Genomic DNA, 18,532 nt, shown 5'->3' with positions numbered 1-18,532 from the left:
CGCCGGAATGCCGACGGCCGGTAGATACACGGTTGTGCGGCCGCGGGCGAGCCGCGACCAGGCCATGATAGCGGGTGCGCCCGAGTGCCGTCCGTCAGCTCGTGCCCTGCCGGATCCACCGGGGGCTTGTCAAGGCTCCATGCGACCACGGGTGCGGGAAGGTAGCGTGGGGGAATGCGCTACCTCTTCAGCACCGGACTTGTCGCTGCGATCTCCGCCGGAGTCTCCCTGCTGCGCGGCACCCGCGAGCAGCCCGTCACCTGGCGTGCCGTGCTGTCCTGGGTGAGCTGGGGCATCACGATGGCCCTCGCCGTCGGCGCCGTGATCGACATGAACCGCGAACGTCGCGGTGTGCTGGTGGACGCCGACTCCCCGCAGTCGGTCAAGAAGGCGAAGAAGGCCCAGCGACTGCAGTTCCGCTCGCAGAAGGCCCTCGCCGACACGCAGGACCACGCTAAAGACTCACGTCCCTGATCGGCCGCTGGCCGGGACCGTCGTCATCGGGTGAGGATGAGCGCCTCTCCCTGACCGCCGCCGCCGCACAGTCCGACCGCCGCGGTCCCCGCGCCCCGACGTGCCAGCTCGTGCGCGAGGTGCACGACGAGCCTGTTGCCTGAGGCTCCGATGGGGTGACCGATCGCGATGCCACCACCATGGATGTTCACGATGCTCTCGTCGATGCCCAGCTCGTCCTGAGAACGTGCGACGACGGCGCCGAAGGCCTCGTTGATCTCGACCAGATCGAGATCGGACGGCGAGATGCCCTGTTTGGCGCACGCACGCTCGATCGCCCGCGCCGGTTGCGCCTGGAGCGAGTTGTCCGGTCCTGCCGTCTGCCCGCTCGCACCGACGGTCGCCAGCACGGGCCAGTTCTTCGCCGTCGCGACGCCGCGGGTCGTCAGGACGACCGCGGAGGCACCGTCGGAGATCGGCGATGAGTTACCGGCGGTGATCGAGCCGCCCTCCGCGAACGCCGCCCTGAGTCCCGAAAGCGTCTGCACGGTCGTGTCGGGTCGTACGCCCTCGTCCTTCGTCACGCGCACGGGCTCACCCCGTCGTTGAGGAACGTCCACGGCGACGATCTCCGCGTCGAACACCCCCGACTCCTGCGCTGCCGTCGCGCGCTGGTGGGAGAGAGCCGCGACCTGGTCCTGCGCCGCCCTGGTGAGTCCGAAACGCGCGTTGTGCCGTTCCGTCGATGCTCCCATGCTCTCCTGGTCGTACGCGTCGGTGAGCCCGTCGTAGGCCATGTGGTCGAGCACCTCGACGCTTCCGTATGTCCAGCCGTCGCGGGAACCCATCAGCAGGTGCGGGGCGCGCGTCATGGACTCCATGCCCGCGGCGACGACCACTTCGGCATCACCCGTGCGGATCATGCGTGCGGCGTCGATGATCGCCGTCAGCCCCGACAGACAGACCTTGTTCACCGAGTGCGCCGGCACGTCCCATCCGATGCCCGCGCCGATCGCCGCCTGCCGCGCCGCGTTCTGTCCCGACCCGGCCGCGAGCACCTGACCGACGATGACGGCGTCGACATCGTCGGGATCGATCGTGGCCTGTTCGAGCGCGCCGCGGATCGCCAGTGATCCGAGCTGAGGCGCTGTGAACGCGGAGAGCTGCCCCTTGAGGCGTCCCTGTGGGGTGCGAGCAGCTGCGACGATGACGACGTCGTTCTCAGTCATGGTGCGTGGTCCTTCCGTTGTGCAGTGCGCGGGAGACGATGAGGGGTGGCTCCGTCGCGGCGACGACGTCATCGACCGTGACGTCCGGCGCGGTCTCGACGAGCACGAGTCCCTCCGATGTCACGTCGATCACGGCGAGGTCGGTGATGATCCGGTCGACGACACCTCGACCCGTCAACGGCAGGGAGCACTCCTCGACGATCTTCGCGGAGCCGTCTTTCGCGACATGCTCCATGAGCACGATGACCCGGCCGGCGCCGTGGACCAGATCCATGGCACCGCCAGGGCCCTTGACCATCTTGCCGGGGATCATCCAGTTCGCGAGGTCTCCCGCTGACGAGACCTGCATCGCCCCGAGGATCGCGGCATCGATCTTTCCGCCTCGGATCATGCCGAAACTGGTCGCCGAGTCGAAGAAAGCCGCCCCGGGGAGAGCGGTCACCGTCTCCTTTCCCGCATTGATCAGGTCGGGATCGACCGCGTCCTCCCGCGGATAGGGGCCGACGCCGAGGATGCCGTTCTCCGACTGCAGGACCACGGTGACACCGGGCGGCACGTGATTGGGCACCAGAGTGGGGAGACCGATGCCGAGGTTCACGTAGGCGCCGTCCTGCAGCTCGGCCGCAGCGCGGGCGGCCATCTGCTCGCGGGTCAGTGCCATGTCAGGCTCCTTCCACGGCGACGGTGCGCCGTTCGATGCGCTTGGGGATGTCGGTGCCGACCTCGACGACGCGGTGCACGAAGACGCCGGGAAGGTGGATGCCATCGGGGTCGAGCTCCCCCGGTTCCACCAGCTGTTCGACCTGAGCGATGCAGACCCGTCCCGCCATGGCTGCGAGCGGGTTGAAGTTGCGCGCAGCCTTGTTGAACACGAGGTTGCCGTGTCGGTCGCCTCGGGCGGCGTGCACGAGCGCGAAGTCGGTGGTGATCGCCTCCTCGAGGACGAACTCACGCGGGGCCCCGTCGACCTCGAAGGTGCGCACGTCTTTGGGGGCCGAGGCGACGGCGATCGTGCCGTCGGGGTTGTACCTGCGCGGCAGTCCCCCCTCTGCCACCTGTGTGCCGACCCCGGTCTGGGTGTAGAACGCGGCGATCCCCGACCCGCCGGCGCGGAGCTTCTCGGCGAGGGTTCCCTGCGGTGTGAGCTCGAGCTCGAGTTCCCCGCTCAAGAACTGACGCTCGAACTCCTTGTTCTCGCCCACATAAGACGAGGTCATCTTGCGGATCCGCCGCGCGCCCAACAGCACACCCAGACCCCAGTCGTCGACCCCGCAGTTGTTGCTCACGACGCTCAGGCCCGTGGTGCCCTGTGCGAGGAGCGCCTCGATGAGTGCGATCGGGTTACCGGAGAGACCGAAGCCGCCGACCGCCAGCGACGCCCCATCCCTGATGTCGGCGACAGCTGCCTCGGCAGACTCCCAGTGCTTGTCGATCACGTCGGCTCCTTCGATCCCGTGCTCTCCCCAGCATCCGTCCAGAGCACCTGCCCGGAGAAGCAGGATCTTGTGATGTGGCAGAACCTAGAGGTAGCGTCCACATCATGGAACCTCTTGCAGCCGTGCCCGGCGCTCAGGCCATCGCCAGAGCCGCACGCCTGCTGCGTCTGGTGACGGCTGCCGGCGCCGAGGGCGCCTCGCTGCAGGAGCTGGCGCGCAGCGCAGACCTCTCGCGCTCCACAGCGCACCGCCTGCTGAGTGCTCTCCGCGCCGAGGGCCTGGTCGACCGTGATGGCGAGAGCACCCGGTGGATGCCCGGTCCTGAGCTCTTCCTGATGGGATCCGTCGCGGCCGCTCGGTACGACGTGACTGCTCTCGCCCGCGACGTGGTCCGCTCACTCGCCGTCAAGACCGAGGAGAGCGCGTTCCTCTCCGTACGTCGAGCGGACGAGACGGTCTGCCTCCTCCGCGAGGAAGGCTCGTTCCCCATCCGTTCCTTCGTGCTGAGCGAGGGCGTCCGGTTCCCTTTGGGCGTCGCGAGCGCCGGCCTCGCTATTCTCGCCTTCCTTCCGGACCACGATGTGGATGCCTACCTCGAGCGTCACCCGGACCTCGAGAGCTCGTGGGGACGGGCCCACGGCATGCGCCCCCTTCGCGCGCGCCTCGCGGAGACCAAGGAACGGGGATACGCGGTGAACCCCGGATTGATCGTCGAAGGCAGCTGGGGACTCGGCGCCGCCGTGTTCGATCGCTCGGGGCGCCCCGAATGGGCATTGAGCCTCACCGGTGTGGAGTTCCGCTTCGGCCCTGACCGGATGGCCGAGCTCGGCCGCACCCTCCTGGCACACGCACATCAACTCTCCGCGCGCATCGCCACCGCCCGACGCTGACCATTATTCATACCAGTGGGTATATACTTGTTGGTATGAATCGCACGGACGTCATCCCCTCCCTGGTGCTCTCGGCGTACGCGCTCGGCCGTATCGCCGCGCAGGACGCCGGAAACGACGCGCCAGCGGCGCAGTGGCGTGTGCTGAGCCTGCTCGAGCAGGCAGGCTCCCGGCGCGTCGGCGAACTGGCTGCCGCCGCACGGACGACCCAACCCGGAATGACGCGTCTCCTCGGCGGCCTGGAGCGAGAAGGACTCATCCTCCGCTCCCCCGACCCGGACGATTCCCGCGCGACCGTCGTCGACATCACCGCGCAGGGGACCTCGGCGCTCGCCGCCTGGCGAGCCGAGTTCCGCGACACTCTCGCTCCACGCTTCGCCGCTCTGGACGACGAGGAGTGGGCCGCCCTCACACGTGCGGCGGAGATCCTCGCCGCGCATACCGCCACTGATCGAACAGGAGAACCTCGGTGAACACCGCCGCCACCCCATCGGTGTGGAAACAACCGGCCCAGGTCTGGGCCGTCGCATTCGCGTGCGTCGTCGCCTTCATGGGCATCGGACTCGTCGACCCGATCCTGCCCGCGATCGCCGAATCGCTGCAGGCCTCTCCCGTCGAGACCGAGCTGCTCTTCACCAGCTATCTCCTCGTGACCGGTCTCGCGATGCTCGTGACCAGCTGGATCTCCAGCCGCATCGGGGCCAAGGCGACGCTGCTCATCGGACTCGCGCTGATCGTGGTGTTCGCACTGCTCTGCGCACTGAGCGGCAGCGTCGACGCCGTCATCGGCTTCCGTGCTGGGTGGGGCCTGGGTAACGCGCTCTTCATCTCGACGGCCCTCGCCACGATCGTCGGTGCCGCGTCAGGCGGCAGCAGCGCGGCCATCGTCCTCTATGAGGCCGCCCTCGGCCTGGGCATCGCCGTCGGTCCGCTCCTCGGTGGCCTCCTCGGCGAGCAGAGCTGGCGTGGACCGTTCTTCGGAGTGGTCGCGCTGATGGCGATCGCCTTCGTCGCCGTGCTGGTCCTGCTGCGCGGCCCGGGCGAGAAGCGCGAGCCCGTCAAATTCTCCGCACCGTTCAGCGCCTTGCGCCGCCCGGCACTCGCGCTGCTCGCGGTCACGGCCCTGCTCTACAACATCGGCTTCTTCGTCCTCCTCGCCTTCTCCCCGTTCCCGCTGGGCTTCGGCGCGATGGGCATCGGCTTCACCTTCTTCGGTTGGGGAGTCGCACTCGCGGTCACCAGCGTCTGGGTCGCACCTCTCCTCATGCGCCGCATGCCCAGGACGCGCATCATCCTGGTCGTCCTCCCCCTGTTGGCGGTCGATCTGATCGCTGCCGGGCTCGTGGTGGAGAATGCCGCGGCGCTGGTCACCTGCATCGTGGTGGGCGGGCTTCTGCTCGGCGTGATGAACACCGTGCTCACCGAAGCGGTGATGGAGGCGACCGATCTGCCGCGCTCCGTCGCTTCGTCGGCGTACTCCGCCGTCCGGTTCCTCGGAGGCGCCATGGCTCCCCCGATCGCCGCCCTCCTGTGGCACGCGTTCAACGCAACGGTTCCCTATCTGTTCGCCGCGGCCTCCGTCCTGCTAGCCGCGCTCACCGTCTTCCTGGGTCGGCGGGTACTCGCCCACATCGACGACGAGCCCGACGACACGGTGACGGAGGATGCGGCGGCCATCCTGGTGGGAGACGCCGGCTGATCCGGACTCCTGGCGTCGGAGTGGTCACCGAAGACCGCTCCGACGCCAGGGCACGAGCGTTGGATATCGTGGATCGATGACCGAGACCCCCGCACTCCCCGAACGCAGCAGGCAGGTGCACCGGCAGCTCCTGGAGGCAGGCGTCGATGTCCGGATCCGGGTGCTCCCCGAGTCTGCACGAACCGCAGCCGAAGCAGCCGCCGCGATCGGCTGCGAGATCGCGGCGATCGCCAACAGCCTGGTCTTCGTCGCGGACGATGTGCCGCTGCTGGTCATGACCAGCGGCGGGCACCGGGTGGACCTCGACGCGCTGAAGGCGAGCATCGACGCGGAGGAGGTGACGATGGCTCCGCCCGCCCTGGTCCGCTCGGCCACCGGCCAGGTCATCGGCGGCGTCGCACCCATCGGTCACCCGACACCGCTTCGCACCTACATCGATGAGGCGTTGCGGGCCCACGACGAGCTGTGGGCGGCGGCAGGCCATCCCCACACGGTCATGCCCTTGACCTTCGACCAGCTCGCCGCCCTGACCCGGGGAACAGTGATCTCCGTCGCGTGACCTCTATCGCGTGATCTCCGTCGCGTGAGTTCCGCCCCCCTCACCTCACGCAGGGGCCGGGCCCGCATCCGGACACGCTGCGGTTCGCCCTGAGAGCCGGGTCGCGAAGCGCATGCTCCACGACCCGGCTCTCTCGACGATCAGCTGTGTGCTGCCCGCTTCCGAGCACGAACGGCTCCGAGCAGGGTGAGGGCGATTCCGAGCAGGAGCGCCGATCCTCCGGCCCACAGCAGCCCACCGGGGGCATCGGCGCCCGTGGTCGCCAGCGACGATCCGCCCGTGAGGGGCAGCTCCTTCGGCGGAGAGACCACGGGCGGCGGTGTCGTCGGCGGTGTCGTCGGCGGAATGACCGGCGGCGTCGCGGTCGCGGTGTTGGTGAGGGTCACCGAGAGAGTCGCACCGGCGCCGACCGTGATCTGCGCTCCACCGTCGGGACGTACCTGCACACCTGTGCCCGAGAACGCGGGTGTTCCCCAGTCGATGCCTTCGATCGCGGGCGGGGTGAGCTCGACGAGGGTGACCACGGTGCCGGCGGGCAGCGTGATCAGCGGCGAGGTGGCACCGGCGGTGACGGCGACCGTCCGCTCGACGACCGGATCGCCGTAGCTGTATCGCACCGTGTACACGGAGTCGGCGGGCACAGTCGGCGCGCCGGATCCGGACATCGCCTTGGTCACGGTGAATGCCCCGGTGGCGTCGCCGTCGCCGGTTCCCCCGCCCGTGACGTTCCACACTTCCTTGTCCTCGAGCTTGATCCCGTTCACATCGGCGGTGTTGGCGAAGGTCGCCCCGTCCACATGGGTGCTCGGCACGGTGAAGTACTTGACGAAGTAGATCCGGGTCGGGTCGATCGGACCGGGGATCTCGAGGTGGAATGCCGTGCCCTCAGCGTTCCACGACCCCGTCCAGTCCGTGATCGTCTGCGCGTCCTGATCCTGCATGGTGGCGCTGCGCACAGCGAGCTGGCCGTCCTCGTTGTGGTGCTCGGCGAGCCCGTCACCGGCGCCGACGAGGGTGTCATCGATCACGATCGACTCCGCTCCGGTGAAGCTCGCTCCCGGGAGGGCCAGTTCCCACGCGATCCTGCCGTCGTCCGTCTGCCAGGACCCCTTCTGCGGTTCGGTGGGCAGCGGTGCGGAGGGTCCGATCCCCCCGCCGGGGAGCTCGACCGGTGTGATCGTGCCGTCGACGGTGAACTCGACGGTCGACTGCGTCGTCTGCTCATCCGCAGAGGCGACGAACCACAGCGAACCCGTGACGCCGGTTCGGCCGTTCACGTAGTCGGTGAGGGTGCAGGTCACGACGGGAGCCGCATCCGTGCTCACCGTGCACTGGGCGATCGCCACGCTCGGGTCCTCAGCCGATGGCACGGAGAAGGAGGTCCCCGCGCGGGCGAACTCCTTCGGGAGTGTGAACCCGAACGTCTGGCCTCCTGTCGCTCCATCCGGCACCGCCCAGTCGGCATCGACACGCACCTGATCCCACTGCGAGACGCCTCCGCCGCCGTTGACGGTCGTCACGGAGATCGACGCAGGATCGATGGCCGCGGGATAGTCGTACTCCGCTGCCGAAGCGCTCCCGGCGCCGGCGAGAGTGATCACGGCGGTGAGCGCCGCGGCGGCCGCAGCGATCATCGCGGTTGTCTTTCGGCGCACGACGGCGCCGCCATTTCTTTCGTACAAGATCTTCCCCAGTTCTTGATGAAGCCCGCGGCTCGGTGCTGACGCTGTGGAACGGCAGTACGGAGGCGCAAGGCATGTGTCCCCATATGAGAGACGACGGGGTGCGCGATCTATTACGCGATTCTCGAACTCTCGGAGCAGGAGGCGATCGGAGTCGTGCTCGACGAGGTGTGGGAAGGTGCTCAGGAAGCAGAAAAGCCTCGGTAGATGGCGAGATCTACTGAGGCTGTTCCGTGCACCCCCTGGGACTTGAACCCAGAACCCACTGATTAAGAGTCAGTTGCTCTGCCGATTGAGCTAGAGGTGCGTGGCCCGGGATAACCCCGACCGAGGAATTACATTACCAGCCGACCGGGTCCATGTGAAATCGGCGTCGGCACCCGGGCGCGCCGCGACGATGAGAGACCGCAGACATGGTCTTTCGGCCCTCGGGCGCCGCGGAGTCGACGACTATTCTTAGACCGTGAACACCTCTCCCCACGCCGATGCCCTGCGTCACGACCTCGAACTCGCGCTCCGCCTGGCTGACGCCGCGGACGCCCAGTCCCTCCCGCGTTTCGACGCATCGGATCTCGAGATCTCGACCAAGGCCGACAACTCGCATGTGACGGATGCCGACCTCGCCACGGAGCGCGCGATCCGCAGCATCCTCGAGCAGGAGCGGCCCGAGGACGGCATCTTCGGCGAGGAGTTCGGCGCCCAGGGCAGCACTCAGCGCCAGTGGATCATCGACCCGATCGACGGAACCGCCAACTTCCTCCGCGGGGTCCCGCTGTGGGGAACGATGATCGCCCTCGCGGTGGACGGCGTGCCCCAGGTCGGTGTGGTCAGCATGCCGGCGCTCGGTCGACGCTGGTGGGCGTCGACCGGTGGTGGCGCCTGGACGGACGGCGAGAACGGACCGCGCCGGATCCAGGCGTCCTCGGTCTCCTCCCTCGACGACGCGAGTGTGAGCTTCCAGAGCATCGCGCAGTGGTCGGATGCCGGGCGCCTCGACACGCTCCTCGCGGTCGCCGCACGGGTCTGGAGGGACAGAGCGTACGGTGACGTGTACTCGTACATGCTCCTTGCGGAGGGCCGCATCGACATGGTGGCCGAGTTCGGCGTCAAAGAGTACGACATCGCTGCTGCCGTCCCCATCGTCCGAGAGGCCGGCGGCCGGATGACGGCGATCGACGGCGCGGAGACGATCAGCGCGCGCTCGACACTCGCAACCAACGGGACTCTGCACGAGGAGTTCCTGAGCTTGACGCAGAGCTGATCGGCCTGCTGCAGCCCCGACCGGAACGACGAGGCCTCGCGATGAATCCCCGCATCATGTCCGCCGCCGCGGGCGTCCTGCTGCTCGTCGCAGCGCTCTCCGCGTGCGCGGCCCCCGAGCCAGGCCCCTCCTCGACGCCCGACGCCGGCGACACGCGCCCGTCGCAGTCTCCCGTCCCGCCCTCCTCGCCGACATCGCCGGCCGCCGAGGAAGAACTCACGTGCGAGTCGATGATCTCCGATGGCACCGTCACCGCGCTCGCTGATGCCGGTTGGACCGCCGAGACGAAGGAGTTCGTCGCCGGCGGCGTCGAGCTGACCGAAGGACTGCTCTGCTTCTGGGCCGACTACTCCGTCGGTTCGGATCACGGACAGCTCTACGGCTGGTCGGCGATCGACGGTGCGGACGCCGCGACGGCGCAGGCCGCTCTGCTCGCCGAGGGGTGGAAGCGAGAGGACGGCCCTGACGGCGTCTACTTCACAGAGGATGCGCAATACGCGATGGGTACCGACGAGGACGGCTACGGGATGACGTACCTGTTCGGGGACGGTTGGGTTCGGCTCGCCGACACTCGGCAGGGACTCATCCTCATCGAATGGCCGCGCTGAAGACGCTTCAGCGACCCGGCGACCCCATCGAGCTCTCGAGAACACGGCCGAACGTCCGCGAGACGGGCGGCGTCCACAGGAGCACGATGATGCCGGTAGCGACCACTGCAGTGAGCGCGGCACCCCAGTCCCAGCGGTCTCCCCGAACGAGCACCACGGTGCTGAGTGCGACGGCGAGGCCGAGGAAGATCGTGAGCATGAGGCGGGAGAGCCCGCTTCCTCGGCGGACGCCGGCGGCGACGGCCAGGATGAGCAAGCCGAACAGCGCAATCGCGGCTCCGGTGAGCGAGAAGGCGGAGGTGCTCGCATCCGGGTCGTAGCGCCCCAGGAACACGAGGATGCCGAGGGCCGTCGCCAGTAACCCGGAGCCGTAGGCGAGGACGGCGACCACCGTCGTGATCACGGTCGCGACGCCGGAAGGAACGGGATCGGACGGCGTGGGTGCATGCGTCGCCGCACCGTGGGTGGGGTTCGACGCCGGGGACAGCACGAGACGACGATGCAGCAACCGGACCACCTCGATCGCCAACACCATCGCGATCGTGATCCCGGTGAGCGCGACCGCGAGCTCCGCGCCGGGATCGACGAGCACGAAGAACTGGCGGGCGAGCGGGATCGTGAAGACCGCGACGAGCAGGACGAACATCGCACCCACGACAGCCACCTTGAAGCGGTTGAGCGGACGGGAGAGAACGGCCAGCACCCAGATGCCGACGACGGCCAGGATCACAGTGGCTCCGGTGCGCAACTGCTCCTCGTGCGCCCCGAGCCCGCGGGCGACGAACGTGTACCAGGTCAGTCCCAGCGCGACGACGACGCCTGAGGGTATCGCGAAGCTCAGCGAACGGCGGAGGAAGCCCGGCTGGTAGCGGGCAGCGTTCGGCATGAGCGCGAGGAAGAACGCGGGAATGCCGATCGTGAGGCCATCGGTGATGGAGAGCTGGCGCGGCAGGAATGGGAACTCGAGGACGAACACTCCGAAGATGATCGCGAGCAGCGTCGCGTAGACGGTCTTGTTCAGGAAAAGCATCGACACGCGCTCGATGTTCGCGATGACCTGACGTCCTTCGGCGACGACATCCGGCAGGTGCGAGAACTGCCCGTCGAGCAGCACCAGTCTCGCCACGGCCTTCGTGGCAGCTGACCCCGAGTTCATCGCGATTCCGATGTCGGCGGCTTTGATCGCGAGAGCATCGTTGACGCCGTCGCCGGTCATCGCAACGGTGTGTCCATGGCTCTGCAGCGCGACGACCATCCGCTTCTTCTGTTCCGGTGTGACACGGCCGAAGACCGTATGCCGGTCGAGCACATCGGCGAGCTCCGCGTCGTCGTCGGGCAGTTCCCTGGCGTCGAACCCGTCGGCCACGTCGAGACCGACTTCGCGGGCGATGGCGGCGACGGTGCGGGGATTGTCGCCCGAGATGATGCGGATGCCGACCTGTTGGCGTCCGAAGTACTCGAGGGTCTGTGCGGCGTCGGGGCGAACCTGTTCCCGGAAGGTGAGCACCATGGCGGGCCGGAGTCCGCCGGGGAGCTGCTCGGAGTCGATGTCGGCCGACGAGAGCCCAGAGTCCGCATGCCCGAGCACCAGCGTGCGCCGCCCTGTCTCCGCGAGGCCGGTCACCGTGCGCCCGAGCTCCGTGCGCGGTGACGTGGCCTCGTCGCCGAACACCATCTCCGGCGCACCCATCACCCATGTGCCGGAGACGCCGTCGAACGACACGGCGCTCCACTTCCGCGCGGACGAGAACGGAATGTATCCCGAGACCGAGAGCGGTGACGCGACCGGATAGGCCGCTCGCATCGACCGCGCTGTCGCGTTGGCGTCGGGAGACGCCGCATACCAGGCCAAGGCAGCCGCCGCGTCGTCGGTCAGCTCCGTCGCGGCATCGTCGAGAGAATGCACCGCGTCGAAGCCGATCTCCCCCACGGTGAGCGTGCCCGTCTTGTCGAGGCAGACGACATCCACGCGCGCGAGACCCTCCACCGCCGGCAGCTCGTTCACGAGCACCTGCCTGCGAGCCAGTCTCGACGCGCCGACAGCGAAGGCGATGCTCGTCATGAGCACGAGGCCGAGCGGGATCATCGCCGTCAGGGAGGCGATCGTGTTGACGACGGCCTGCACCCAGGCATCGGTCGAGAACACCCTTGAATACCCACCGAGGACGAGGATCTGGGCGTTCAGTACCAGCAGGCCGACAGGGCCGATGATCCAACTCACCCATTTCAAGACCCGGTTGACCGACGTGCGAAGCTCGCTGGAGACCAGGGAGAATCTCTTGGCCTCTCCGGCGAAGTGATTCGCATACGAGTCAGCGCCCACCCGCGTGGCGATGGCCGTCCCCTCCCCGGCGACGACCACGGCGCCGGACAGCGCATCGTCGCCGGGCTGCTTCTCCACGGGGTCCGATTCGCCGGTGAGCATCGACTCGTCGATCTGCAGGCCGCGCGAGGTGAGGACCCGCGCGTCAGCCGGGACCTGCTCGCCCGCTCTGAGCACGAGCACGTCGTCGAGCACCACCTCTCCCGGTGCGATCTCCCGCTCGTCGCCGTCGCGCAGCACCAGTGCGCGCGGAGCGTTCATCAGGGCGAGCCGATCCAGAGCCGACTTCGCGCGGAACTCCTGGATGCATCCGATGATCGCGTTCGCGAAGGCCGCGAGACCGAAGAGAGCGTCCTGCCACCTTCCGACCAGGAACAGCACGAAGAAGCAGGCGAACACGATGCCGTTGAAGAGGGTGAAGACGTTCGCGCGCACGATGCTCCACGCGCTGCGACTGGTGTCCGCGACGAACGCGTTCGTCTTGCCCGCAGCCACCCGCTCCGCGACCTCGGTTTCGGAAAGGCCGGAAGGGCGCGCAGGAGCAGTGGTGTCCACAGACCTCAATATAGACGCGAAGAGGCCCGCCTCCCCTTGTTTCCAAGGGGAGGCGGGCCTCATTCCTGTGACAGCGACCTTGTGGAGCTGGGGGGAATCGAACTATGCCCACCCCCGCACGTCCGCGGCGCGGCCCCGAAATCACGCGAAGGAAGCGGTGGTAAGCGACGGGCGTTCGACGGGTGCGGTGGGCGGAATGGTGGGCAAAATGTGGGCATCTGCCGTGGTCACGCCGCGATCCGTGTTCGGCGCTCACACGCTGCCGCTCGACTCGCGGCACGATCGCGCACCTGACGAGCCGTGATCGGGTGAGCGCGGATCCCGTCGGCGTCCGCGGCCGCGCGGATCAGTAGTTGATAGAACCGGACCGGCGTCATGCCGAGCTCGCGCCGAATCGTCTCATCCTTCTCCGGCGTGTGCCGGGGGAAGCGCGCTTCGAACGCGAGAAGGTCGACGGGCCTCACTCGGGGAAGGCGGTCTCGTCGACCTGCGCGACCGCCTGCGCGATGATCTCCTGCGTCTCCGCATCGGTCAACCCGAGTCGCTTCGCGAGCGACCGCAGCACGGTGTAGGTCACGACGGCACCGGCCTCCACCTGCTTGCCCATCAGGACCGCGAACGCTGCCGGATCCCCGGCTGCCGTGCGGGCGTGATCGCGGACGATCGACGCGACTTGCTGAGAGCGGGCCGCTTCGTCACCAGCAACGAACGCGGTGACGATCCCGGCATGGGCACGAGTCATTTCGGCGCGGGCAGCGCGAGAGACGTGATGGGTCATGCTGCTCACTCTGCACCAAGCCTCCGACATCGTGTCCGCGGGGTCGACGTAGAATCAAAGTCTCTCGGCCGGAGGAAGGACACTACCGGCAATGGGGAACCCTGGGGCGACGCTCTCCGCCTACCGCGACATGCAGTCGCAAGCTCGATCGATCCTCGACGCCGCGAAGCACGGACCGCTGCAGTCACTCACCGATCGCGAGATGGACGTCCGCGAGCAGCCGATGACGATCTACCCGCGGCCGAAGCGGGTCCGGGCGTGGGTGAGGTTCGGCCCCGAGTCGGTGCGGGTGGATGCGAAGCTCGTGCGCTCCACTCCGCTCGCGGCCGGGATCGAGTTCCGCGCCGGCGAGCAGACGTTCCGGTGCTGGGTGTGGGGCAACGCCGTGCAGCTCGCCGACGATGCGTGACTGGGGGTCAGTTGGCCTCGGAGGCGAGTAGTGCCGAGAGGCGCTTCTGAGCATCCTGGAAAAGGGCGATGGCTTCGAGCGTCTCCGTGTCGTCCCGACTGACGAAGGTCACCCCGCCACCGGTGGCACCAACGGCATCGAGCCGCGCAGATGCACGCTCTTGGTCGGCGTTGATAGCAGCGAGGGTCTCGAAGAACGCGTCATCTGTAGTCATGGCCTCATCGTAGGCTGGTCTGATGCTCATCGGACTCATCCGCCCCGTCGAGAAACACTCCATCACCCTCGAAGGCGAAGACATCGCGGACATCCGTGCACCCACGATGAAGACCGGCGAATCAGTGCGCTCCGTCGAGGGGAAGTTCGAACGTCGAGACGGCCAACGCGAGATCGAAGCCGAAGACATGGCGGCACTCGAAGCGCAGGTCCCGGAGGACTGGCAGATGCTCTACGTGCGCACCGACTGACGGAGCGAGGGGGTGCACTCGCGGGGTGGGATTTGAACCCACGCGCCGAGTCGCGAACTCGGCACCGGCATCGACGTCCGATCGTCGTGGCGGCCCCGTTCAGCCAGACTCCGGGAACCCGCGGCGTGCGCGTCGAGCTTAACACCGGCCCATGAACGCGAGAAAGCCCCTCCCGCACCGAAGTGCAGGAGGGGCTTCAGATCTCTTACCAGTAGCGGTGACGGGGCTCGAACCCGCGTGGCCGACGTTCGCGTCTCCACCCACTCCCCGCCTCTACGACGGTTCACCGCACGCCCATAGGCTACCGGGTGCGGTCAGGCGTCCCCGCGAGGAACTCTGCCGATCCGTCCGAGCTCGTCGACGACGAGGCTCCCGGCGATACCCGCCGCGGAGGTCGGACCCTCGCCGGGTGCGAAGTGGTTATTCTGGACGATCTCGCGCACGGCGGAGGCGTTCTGCATCACCGGGGCCGCGGTGGGATCGGCGGGAAGTGTTGCCAGGATGAGGCGCAGCAGGGAGATGAACGCGGCGCCGGCGGCGGCCTGGAGCAGGATGGCCCAGTCGACGTCGTGCAGGAACGTCGCACCGGTGAGTCCACCAGCGAGCGACTGCGCGAACGTCTTGGTCACGCGCTCGAGTGCTGCCAGCCACCAGGGCAAATTGACGCCCTCCGACTCGGGCAGCCCGAACAGCGACGTGGCGATCGACAGCAGCGCGCCGACCGTGGCCGCGGACAGCGCGAGCGCCCACGGCACGTCAATCAGCTGAACGGCCGCGATGTACGGGATCGCGATGGCGATCGCAGTGTAGAGGGCGCGGATCACCGCGGCCTTCCACCAGGCGGGACTTGTGAGCTTGCTCATGGGATGGGTTCTCCTTCGATGGTGGTGCGGGGCCGGCGCAGCCACGTCGGCGGGATGGTGTCTTCGATCAGTGCGATGTCGGACGGGTCGAGGTCGGGGCCGTGGTCGGTGGGCCACTGGCGAGCGATGGCGCGCAGGATGCGCGCGAACGCGGAGGACTTGAGGCGGTCTTTCTCGGTGAGCGTCGCCACGTCTGCCTTCAGCGCGGTGATCTCGGTCCATGCGCCTTCGAGCTGCTCGCTCACACGTGCGTCGATGCGTGCGTCGAGAGCGGTCTTCGCGTCGGTCTTCGTCTTTCCGCGGGTGGCAAGGAAGGTCAGAATGCCGCCGAACACGAGGGCCGCGGCGCCGATGATGGCGATGATCGTCTGCGCATCCATTCAGGCGCCCTCCTCTCGCCGTTCCTTGATCTCCTCGCCCAGCAGCGCCAGGCGGAAGATCGGGAGCGGCAGCGCGAGAACGATGATGAAGGCGACGAATCCCGCGGACGCGGTGGGGTTCGCGCGGAACAGCACCACCGCCCCCGCGTAGGCCGCGAGGAGCCCGACGAGTAGCGCCTTCCCGCAGATCTCCCACTGCCAGAGCCGCGGGAAGGCGACGCCCAGCAGGCAGACCGTCGACACGACCGCGAGGAGGATCCCCATGGTGTCGATGAGCGGCTCGTCGAAGAGCTCGTGGAGCACGGGAGATCCGAACAGGGCAGCCCAGATTCCCGCGCCGATCGCGATCAGGTCATACACCGGGAGCCAGATGCGCTTCAGCGAGCGGTACTTCCACTCGTCAGGCGGGATGGCATCCGGGTGCCAGATCGACGCACGCCACAGTCGACCCATCAGGCACCCCCGAACAGCGTCAGCTCCCAGACCAGGACCGGGATCAGAAGGGCAAGGATGATGATCGGCGCGCGCACGCTCCACGGCATCCGCCGCTTCCGCCCGTGCTGGATGTTGCCGCGGCGCATCAGAGCGCCGCCCAGTTCGCGGTGTCTGCGCGGGTTGCGGCGGCGGCCATGACCGGCCCCCACTGGTCGTTGCCGACGTAGCCCCACTTCGCGCGGAGCCAGGCGGCGAGCGACCCGCCGTAGTTGTGGTTCAGGAACGCCTGCAGGCCCGCCCGCGAGCGCGCCCCGAACTGGTTGTCGAAGTCCCCCTTGTAGCCGTAGAGGCGTGCGATCTTCTGCAGCCCGCGGGTGTTCGCCAGGGACGCGATGTCCGCGACGGTCGCCGTGTGGAACTGCGGCGCCGGGGGTGCCTGGGTCGCGCGCACCCACTCGGCGTAGGCGTGGTCGTGACCGGCCTGCGTGCCCGCACCCCAGTCGCCATCGATCGCGCCGGCGTACCAGCCGCGGCCCTTGAGGTAGGTCTGGTAGCGCTTGATCGCGTCGCGGGTGGCCGCGCCGAACAGCCCGTCGACGACGAGGCGTTCGTTGCGAGCGGCGTTGAGGTAGTTCTGCCGGTCGGCGACGACCTGGACGAACGCCGCGGATCCTCCGGTGCCAACGTAGCGCTCGAAGTCGAGCGTCCCGTTCGGCCCGAACACGTACCGGTGCGAGGGGAAGAGCGTCTGATGCACGTGAGCGCCGACGCCCCAGTCTCGGCCGTTCGCCGAGGCGCCGGACTTCGCGATCTCCTGACCGCGCGTGACCTTCTGCCCGACGCTGACCAGCACTCGGGAAAGGTGCAGTGCGCGGGCGCGGCGTCCGTCGACGAAGTCGATCGTGACGAACCGGCCGGTCGCGCCACCGTTCGAGGTCTTCACCTCGACGACGGTGCCGTCGAAGGGGGCGACGATGCTCGAGCCGTATGCGCACGGGTAGTCCGTGCCCGGCTCTTGCGACGGGGGCCGGCGGTTCTTGTGGCCCTGCCACGAGTCGGAGATCGCGGAGGTTGCGGACGGACGCTGGTATCCCATGATGGGTCCTTTCATGACGAAGCCCCGACCATGCGGCCGGGCTTCTCGGGGGTTGGGAGTCAGGTGTTTGGGGCATCTGTGAGCCGATAGAGTCTCGATGTGCAATCAGACGTCCGTTCGATCCGTGACGGCTTGAACGGGAAGCAGAACTCCTTCGGAGCGCTCCGCCTCGTTTTCGCCGCAGCCGTGATCGTTTCCCACGCGTACCCCCTCAGCGGACGCGACGGCGACCCCACCTGGGGATGGTGGAACGGTCAGACTCACGTCGGCCTCATCGCCGTTTACGGGTTCCTCGGGATCAGCGGGTACGTCGTCACGAAGTCGGCAGCACGCCTATCGTTCGGCCGCTTCGCGTGGCACCGCGTGCTGCGGCTCTACCCCGCCTTCTGGGTAGCTCTGCTCGTCGGAGCATTCGTCATGTCACCGATCGTGTGGGCAACTGCCGGTCGCGATATGGGCGCATTCTGGGCCGAACCGAACGGGCCCTTCAACTACGTAGCGCGCAACGCGACCCTGTGGATCCAGCAGTGGGATATTCACGACCTCTTCGCCCCCAAGCCGCTCGGCGTCGCGCCCAGCTCACCCTGGCTAGCAGGAGCCGTGAACGGTTCTCTCTGGACCCTCGCCTACGAGCTGATCTGCTACATCCTGATCGGTGTCATCGCCGCATGGGGCTTTCTCCGACGCGCTCAGATCGTCGTACCGATCATCGCCGGCGTCTTCGGGCTCATGCAGCTCGGTGTCCGCATCCGCCCGAACTTCTTCACCACCTACGTCACGGTCCTGGATGACAGCATGATCACCCTCGGATGGGTGTTCATGCTCGGTGCGACGGCCGCGATCTACAGCCACAAGATCCCGCTGCGTCACAGCTTCGGCGTCGCGGCTCTCGTCATCACGCTCGCGTCGCTCTGGATCGGCGTAGGGTTCCACGTCGTCGGCATCCCGGCTTTCGTGTACGCGACGATCTGGCTAGGCGCCGCGCTCCCCAAGATTCTTCACCGTGTTGGCTCGAAGAACGACTACTCGTATGGCGTCTACCTCTATGGCTGGCCCGTTCAGCAGGCGCTCGCCTATGTCGGGTTGCAGGAAAAGCTGCTGCCCTACGTGTTGCTCTCTCTCCTCGGGGCGGGCGTACTCGCCTGGGCATCATGGCACGGCTTAGAGAAGTGGGCCATGAAGGCCAAAGACATCGATCCGTGGCGGGCACGCGACAAGATTCGCGCACCCGCCACGGCGTAGATCTTCACCACTTCCGCTAGAGTCGTGGCCATGTCCCTGATCGCTGGATTGCTCCGTCTCCCCGTCGCGAAGACCGCGCACTGTGAGTCCTGCGGGCAGGACGTCTCTGACATCGCACCGATCAAGGCGAGCAATGCGCCGGGGCTCTACTGCTCCGACGAGTGCGTATC

23 protein-coding genes, 1 tRNA gene and 1 pseudogene are annotated in these 18,532 nt (G+C 67.8%); 10 read left to right on the top strand and 15 right to left on the bottom strand.

Annotated elements, in window-relative coordinates:
- The first annotated feature begins 174 nt into the window (after positions 1 to 174).
- Entirely contained in the window at positions 175 to 474 is a 300-nt protein-coding gene (locus AAY78_RS11305) for a hypothetical protein (RefSeq protein WP_046748394.1), read from the top strand.
- Between the two features lie 23 nt (positions 475 to 497).
- Here AAY78_RS11305 and AAY78_RS11300 read toward each other — a convergent pair whose 3' ends face one another.
- Genes AAY78_RS11300 through AAY78_RS11290 form a run of 3 tightly spaced genes read right to left on the bottom strand, consistent with a single transcriptional unit; the run spans position 498 to position 3,118 of the window.
- Positions 498 to 1,682, bottom strand: coding sequence for an acetyl-CoA C-acetyltransferase (locus AAY78_RS11300; RefSeq protein ID WP_046748393.1), 1,185 nt, complete (start codon positions 1,680 to 1,682; stop codon positions 498 to 500).
- Positions 1,675 to 2,343: a CoA transferase subunit B gene (locus tag AAY78_RS11295; RefSeq protein ID WP_174799781.1), complete on the bottom strand. Its 669-nt coding sequence runs from the start codon at positions 2,341 to 2,343 to the stop codon at positions 1,675 to 1,677. The genes AAY78_RS11300 and AAY78_RS11295 overlap by 8 nt, the downstream gene beginning before the upstream one ends.
- A gap of 1 nt (position 2,344) precedes the next feature.
- Complete coding sequence (locus AAY78_RS11290) at positions 2,345 to 3,118, bottom strand: CoA transferase subunit A (RefSeq protein WP_046748392.1); 774 nt, start codon at positions 3,116 to 3,118, stop codon at positions 2,345 to 2,347.
- Between the two features lie 104 nt (positions 3,119 to 3,222).
- Between AAY78_RS11290 and AAY78_RS11285 the strand changes: the two genes are divergently transcribed.
- The 4 genes from AAY78_RS11285 (at position 3,223) to AAY78_RS11270 (ending at position 6,266) form a co-directional block, all read left to right on the top strand.
- Positions 3,223 to 4,008 carry an IclR family transcriptional regulator gene (locus AAY78_RS11285; protein ID WP_046748391.1) on the top strand — a complete coding sequence of 262 codons (786 nt, stop codon included), beginning with the start codon at positions 3,223 to 3,225 and terminating at the stop codon, positions 4,006 to 4,008.
- A gap of 35 nt (positions 4,009 to 4,043) precedes the next feature.
- The gene (locus AAY78_RS11280) at positions 4,044 to 4,481 is read left to right on the top strand and encodes a MarR family winged helix-turn-helix transcriptional regulator (RefSeq protein WP_046748390.1); all 438 of its coding nucleotides are present in this window, start codon (positions 4,044 to 4,046) and stop codon (positions 4,479 to 4,481) included.
- On the top strand, positions 4,478 to 5,707 hold the full coding sequence (locus tag AAY78_RS11275) for an MFS transporter (protein ID WP_046748389.1): 1,230 nt from the start codon (positions 4,478 to 4,480) through the stop codon (positions 5,705 to 5,707). Before AAY78_RS11280 ends, AAY78_RS11275 begins: the two co-directional genes overlap by 4 nt.
- A 76-nt stretch (positions 5,708 to 5,783) precedes the next feature.
- The gene (locus AAY78_RS11270; RefSeq protein WP_046748388.1) at positions 5,784 to 6,266 is read left to right on the top strand and encodes a YbaK/EbsC family protein; all 483 of its coding nucleotides are present in this window, start codon (positions 5,784 to 5,786) and stop codon (positions 6,264 to 6,266) included.
- 140 nt (positions 6,267 to 6,406) lie between these two features.
- Here AAY78_RS11270 and AAY78_RS11265 read toward each other — a convergent pair whose 3' ends face one another.
- On the bottom strand, positions 6,407 to 7,900 hold the full coding sequence (locus AAY78_RS11265) for an Ig-like domain-containing protein (protein WP_046748387.1): 1,494 nt from the start codon (positions 7,898 to 7,900) through the stop codon (positions 6,407 to 6,409).
- Positions 7,901 to 8,182: 282 nt separating this feature from the next.
- A tRNA-Lys gene (locus AAY78_RS11260) sits at positions 8,183 to 8,255 on the bottom strand.
- A gap of 156 nt (positions 8,256 to 8,411) precedes the next feature.
- On the opposite strand from AAY78_RS11260, the gene hisN reads away from it, so the two are divergent.
- Positions 8,412 to 9,209 (top strand): histidinol-phosphatase, encoded by a 798-nt coding sequence (hisN, locus tag AAY78_RS11255; protein WP_046748386.1) that lies wholly within the window; start codon positions 8,412 to 8,414, stop codon positions 9,207 to 9,209.
- 41 nt (positions 9,210 to 9,250) lie between these two features.
- Complete coding sequence (locus AAY78_RS11250) at positions 9,251 to 9,817, top strand: hypothetical protein (protein WP_046748385.1); 567 nt, start codon at positions 9,251 to 9,253, stop codon at positions 9,815 to 9,817.
- 7 nt (positions 9,818 to 9,824) lie between these two features.
- Here the strand turns inward: AAY78_RS11250 and AAY78_RS11245 are convergent, their stop codons facing one another.
- From AAY78_RS11245 to AAY78_RS11235, 3 genes are all read right to left on the bottom strand, one after another.
- A complete protein-coding gene (locus AAY78_RS11245) occupies positions 9,825 to 12,704 on the bottom strand; it encodes an HAD-IC family P-type ATPase (protein WP_378801362.1) in 2,880 nt (959 codons plus the stop codon).
- A 218-nt stretch (positions 12,705 to 12,922) separates the two neighbouring features.
- On the bottom strand, positions 12,923 to 13,159 hold the full coding sequence (locus AAY78_RS20275; protein ID WP_046748384.1) for a DUF3263 domain-containing protein: 237 nt from the start codon (positions 13,157 to 13,159) through the stop codon (positions 12,923 to 12,925).
- Positions 13,156 to 13,473: a hypothetical protein gene (locus tag AAY78_RS11235; protein WP_156172648.1), complete on the bottom strand. Its 318-nt coding sequence runs from the start codon at positions 13,471 to 13,473 to the stop codon at positions 13,156 to 13,158. Before AAY78_RS11235 ends, AAY78_RS20275 begins: the two co-directional genes overlap by 4 nt.
- 91 nt (positions 13,474 to 13,564) lie before the next feature.
- Between AAY78_RS11235 and AAY78_RS11230 the strand changes: the two genes are divergently transcribed.
- Complete coding sequence (locus tag AAY78_RS11230) at positions 13,565 to 13,882, top strand: hypothetical protein (protein WP_231589705.1); 318 nt, start codon at positions 13,565 to 13,567, stop codon at positions 13,880 to 13,882.
- A 7-nt stretch (positions 13,883 to 13,889) separates the two neighbouring features.
- Here the strand turns inward: AAY78_RS11230 and AAY78_RS11225 are convergent, their stop codons facing one another.
- On the bottom strand, positions 13,890 to 14,096 hold the full coding sequence (locus AAY78_RS11225; RefSeq protein WP_156172647.1) for a hypothetical protein: 207 nt from the start codon (positions 14,094 to 14,096) through the stop codon (positions 13,890 to 13,892).
- 22 nt (positions 14,097 to 14,118) lie between these two features.
- Between AAY78_RS11225 and AAY78_RS11220 the strand changes: the two genes are divergently transcribed.
- Positions 14,119 to 14,346 (top strand): hypothetical protein, encoded by a 228-nt coding sequence (locus tag AAY78_RS11220; protein WP_046748381.1) that lies wholly within the window; start codon positions 14,119 to 14,121, stop codon positions 14,344 to 14,346.
- 17 nt (positions 14,347 to 14,363) lie between these two features.
- On the opposite strand, the pseudogene AAY78_RS19750 reads toward AAY78_RS11220, so the two are convergent.
- The 6 genes and pseudogenes from AAY78_RS19750 to AAY78_RS19270 form a co-directional block, all read right to left on the bottom strand.
- Positions 14,364 to 14,470, bottom strand: a pseudogene (locus AAY78_RS19750).
- Between the two features lie 190 nt (positions 14,471 to 14,660).
- The gene (locus AAY78_RS11215) at positions 14,661 to 15,209 is read right to left on the bottom strand and encodes a holin (protein WP_046748380.1); all 549 of its coding nucleotides are present in this window, start codon (positions 15,207 to 15,209) and stop codon (positions 14,661 to 14,663) included.
- Positions 15,206 to 15,589 carry a hypothetical protein gene (locus AAY78_RS19745; RefSeq protein WP_046748379.1) on the bottom strand — a complete coding sequence of 128 codons (384 nt, stop codon included), beginning with the start codon at positions 15,587 to 15,589 and terminating at the stop codon, positions 15,206 to 15,208. The genes AAY78_RS11215 and AAY78_RS19745 overlap by 4 nt, the downstream gene beginning before the upstream one ends.
- Positions 15,590 to 16,042 (bottom strand): hypothetical protein, encoded by a 453-nt coding sequence (locus AAY78_RS11205; RefSeq protein ID WP_046748378.1) that lies wholly within the window; start codon positions 16,040 to 16,042, stop codon positions 15,590 to 15,592.
- Positions 16,042 to 16,170: a hypothetical protein gene (locus AAY78_RS20195; RefSeq protein WP_258132231.1), complete on the bottom strand. Its 129-nt coding sequence runs from the start codon at positions 16,168 to 16,170 to the stop codon at positions 16,042 to 16,044. The genes AAY78_RS11205 and AAY78_RS20195 overlap by 1 nt, the downstream gene beginning before the upstream one ends.
- Positions 16,170 to 17,135, bottom strand: a complete 966-nt coding sequence (locus AAY78_RS19270) for a peptidoglycan DD-metalloendopeptidase family protein (RefSeq protein WP_082108656.1) — start codon at positions 17,133 to 17,135, stop codon at positions 16,170 to 16,172. Before AAY78_RS19270 ends, AAY78_RS20195 begins: the two co-directional genes overlap by 1 nt.
- A gap of 84 nt (positions 17,136 to 17,219) precedes the next feature.
- Here AAY78_RS19270 and AAY78_RS11195 point away from each other — a divergent pair, with 84 nt between their 5' ends.
- Positions 17,220 to 18,362, top strand: coding sequence for an acyltransferase family protein (locus AAY78_RS11195; protein WP_046748377.1), 1,143 nt, complete (start codon positions 17,220 to 17,222; stop codon positions 18,360 to 18,362).
- The last annotated feature ends 170 nt before the right edge of the window (positions 18,363 to 18,532 follow it).

The organism is Microbacterium sp. Ag1, from assembly GCF_001005635.1.
Lineage (GTDB): Bacteria > Actinomycetota > Actinomycetes > Actinomycetales > Microbacteriaceae > Microbacterium > Microbacterium oxydans.
This window is presented reverse-complemented; position numbering and strand designations above follow the sequence as displayed.

Excerpts from the sequence above, each read along its gene's own strand:
- AAY78_RS11280 (WP_046748390.1), top strand. The coding sequence starts at position 4,044 with ATGAATCGCACGGACGTCATCCCCTCCCTGGTGCTCTCGGCGTACGCG.
- AAY78_RS19270 (WP_082108656.1), bottom strand. The coding sequence starts at position 17,135 with ATGAAAGGACCCATCATGGGATACCAGCGTCCGTCCGCAACCTCCGCG.
- AAY78_RS11225 (WP_156172647.1), bottom strand. The coding sequence starts at position 14,096 with ATGACTACAGATGACGCGTTCTTCGAGACCCTCGCTGCTATCAACGCC.
- AAY78_RS11235 (WP_156172648.1), bottom strand. The coding sequence starts at position 13,473 with ATGACCCATCACGTCTCTCGCGCTGCCCGCGCCGAAATGACTCGTGCC.
- AAY78_RS11205 (WP_046748378.1), bottom strand. The coding sequence starts at position 16,042 with ATGGGTCGACTGTGGCGTGCGTCGATCTGGCACCCGGATGCCATCCCG.
- AAY78_RS11300 (WP_046748393.1), bottom strand. The coding sequence starts at position 1,682 with ATGACTGAGAACGACGTCGTCATCGTCGCAGCTGCTCGCACCCCACAG.
- AAY78_RS20195 (WP_258132231.1), bottom strand. The coding sequence starts at position 16,170 with ATGCGCCGCGGCAACATCCAGCACGGGCGGAAGCGGCGGATGCCGTGG.
- AAY78_RS11215 (WP_046748380.1), bottom strand. The coding sequence starts at position 15,209 with ATGAGCAAGCTCACAAGTCCCGCCTGGTGGAAGGCCGCGGTGATCCGC.
- AAY78_RS11220 (WP_046748381.1), top strand. The coding sequence starts at position 14,119 with ATGCTCATCGGACTCATCCGCCCCGTCGAGAAACACTCCATCACCCTC.
- AAY78_RS11270 (WP_046748388.1), top strand. The coding sequence starts at position 5,784 with ATGACCGAGACCCCCGCACTCCCCGAACGCAGCAGGCAGGTGCACCGG.
- AAY78_RS11230 (WP_231589705.1), top strand. The coding sequence starts at position 13,565 with ATGGGGAACCCTGGGGCGACGCTCTCCGCCTACCGCGACATGCAGTCG.
- AAY78_RS11285 (WP_046748391.1), top strand. The coding sequence starts at position 3,223 with ATGGAACCTCTTGCAGCCGTGCCCGGCGCTCAGGCCATCGCCAGAGCC.
- AAY78_RS11250 (WP_046748385.1), top strand. The coding sequence starts at position 9,251 with ATGAATCCCCGCATCATGTCCGCCGCCGCGGGCGTCCTGCTGCTCGTC.
- AAY78_RS11265 (WP_046748387.1), bottom strand. The coding sequence starts at position 7,900 with ATGATCGCTGCGGCCGCCGCGGCGCTCACCGCCGTGATCACTCTCGCC.
- AAY78_RS11295 (WP_174799781.1), bottom strand. The coding sequence starts at position 2,343 with ATGGCACTGACCCGCGAGCAGATGGCCGCCCGCGCTGCGGCCGAGCTG.
- AAY78_RS19745 (WP_046748379.1), bottom strand. The coding sequence starts at position 15,589 with ATGGATGCGCAGACGATCATCGCCATCATCGGCGCCGCGGCCCTCGTG.
- AAY78_RS11305 (WP_046748394.1), top strand. The coding sequence starts at position 175 with ATGCGCTACCTCTTCAGCACCGGACTTGTCGCTGCGATCTCCGCCGGA.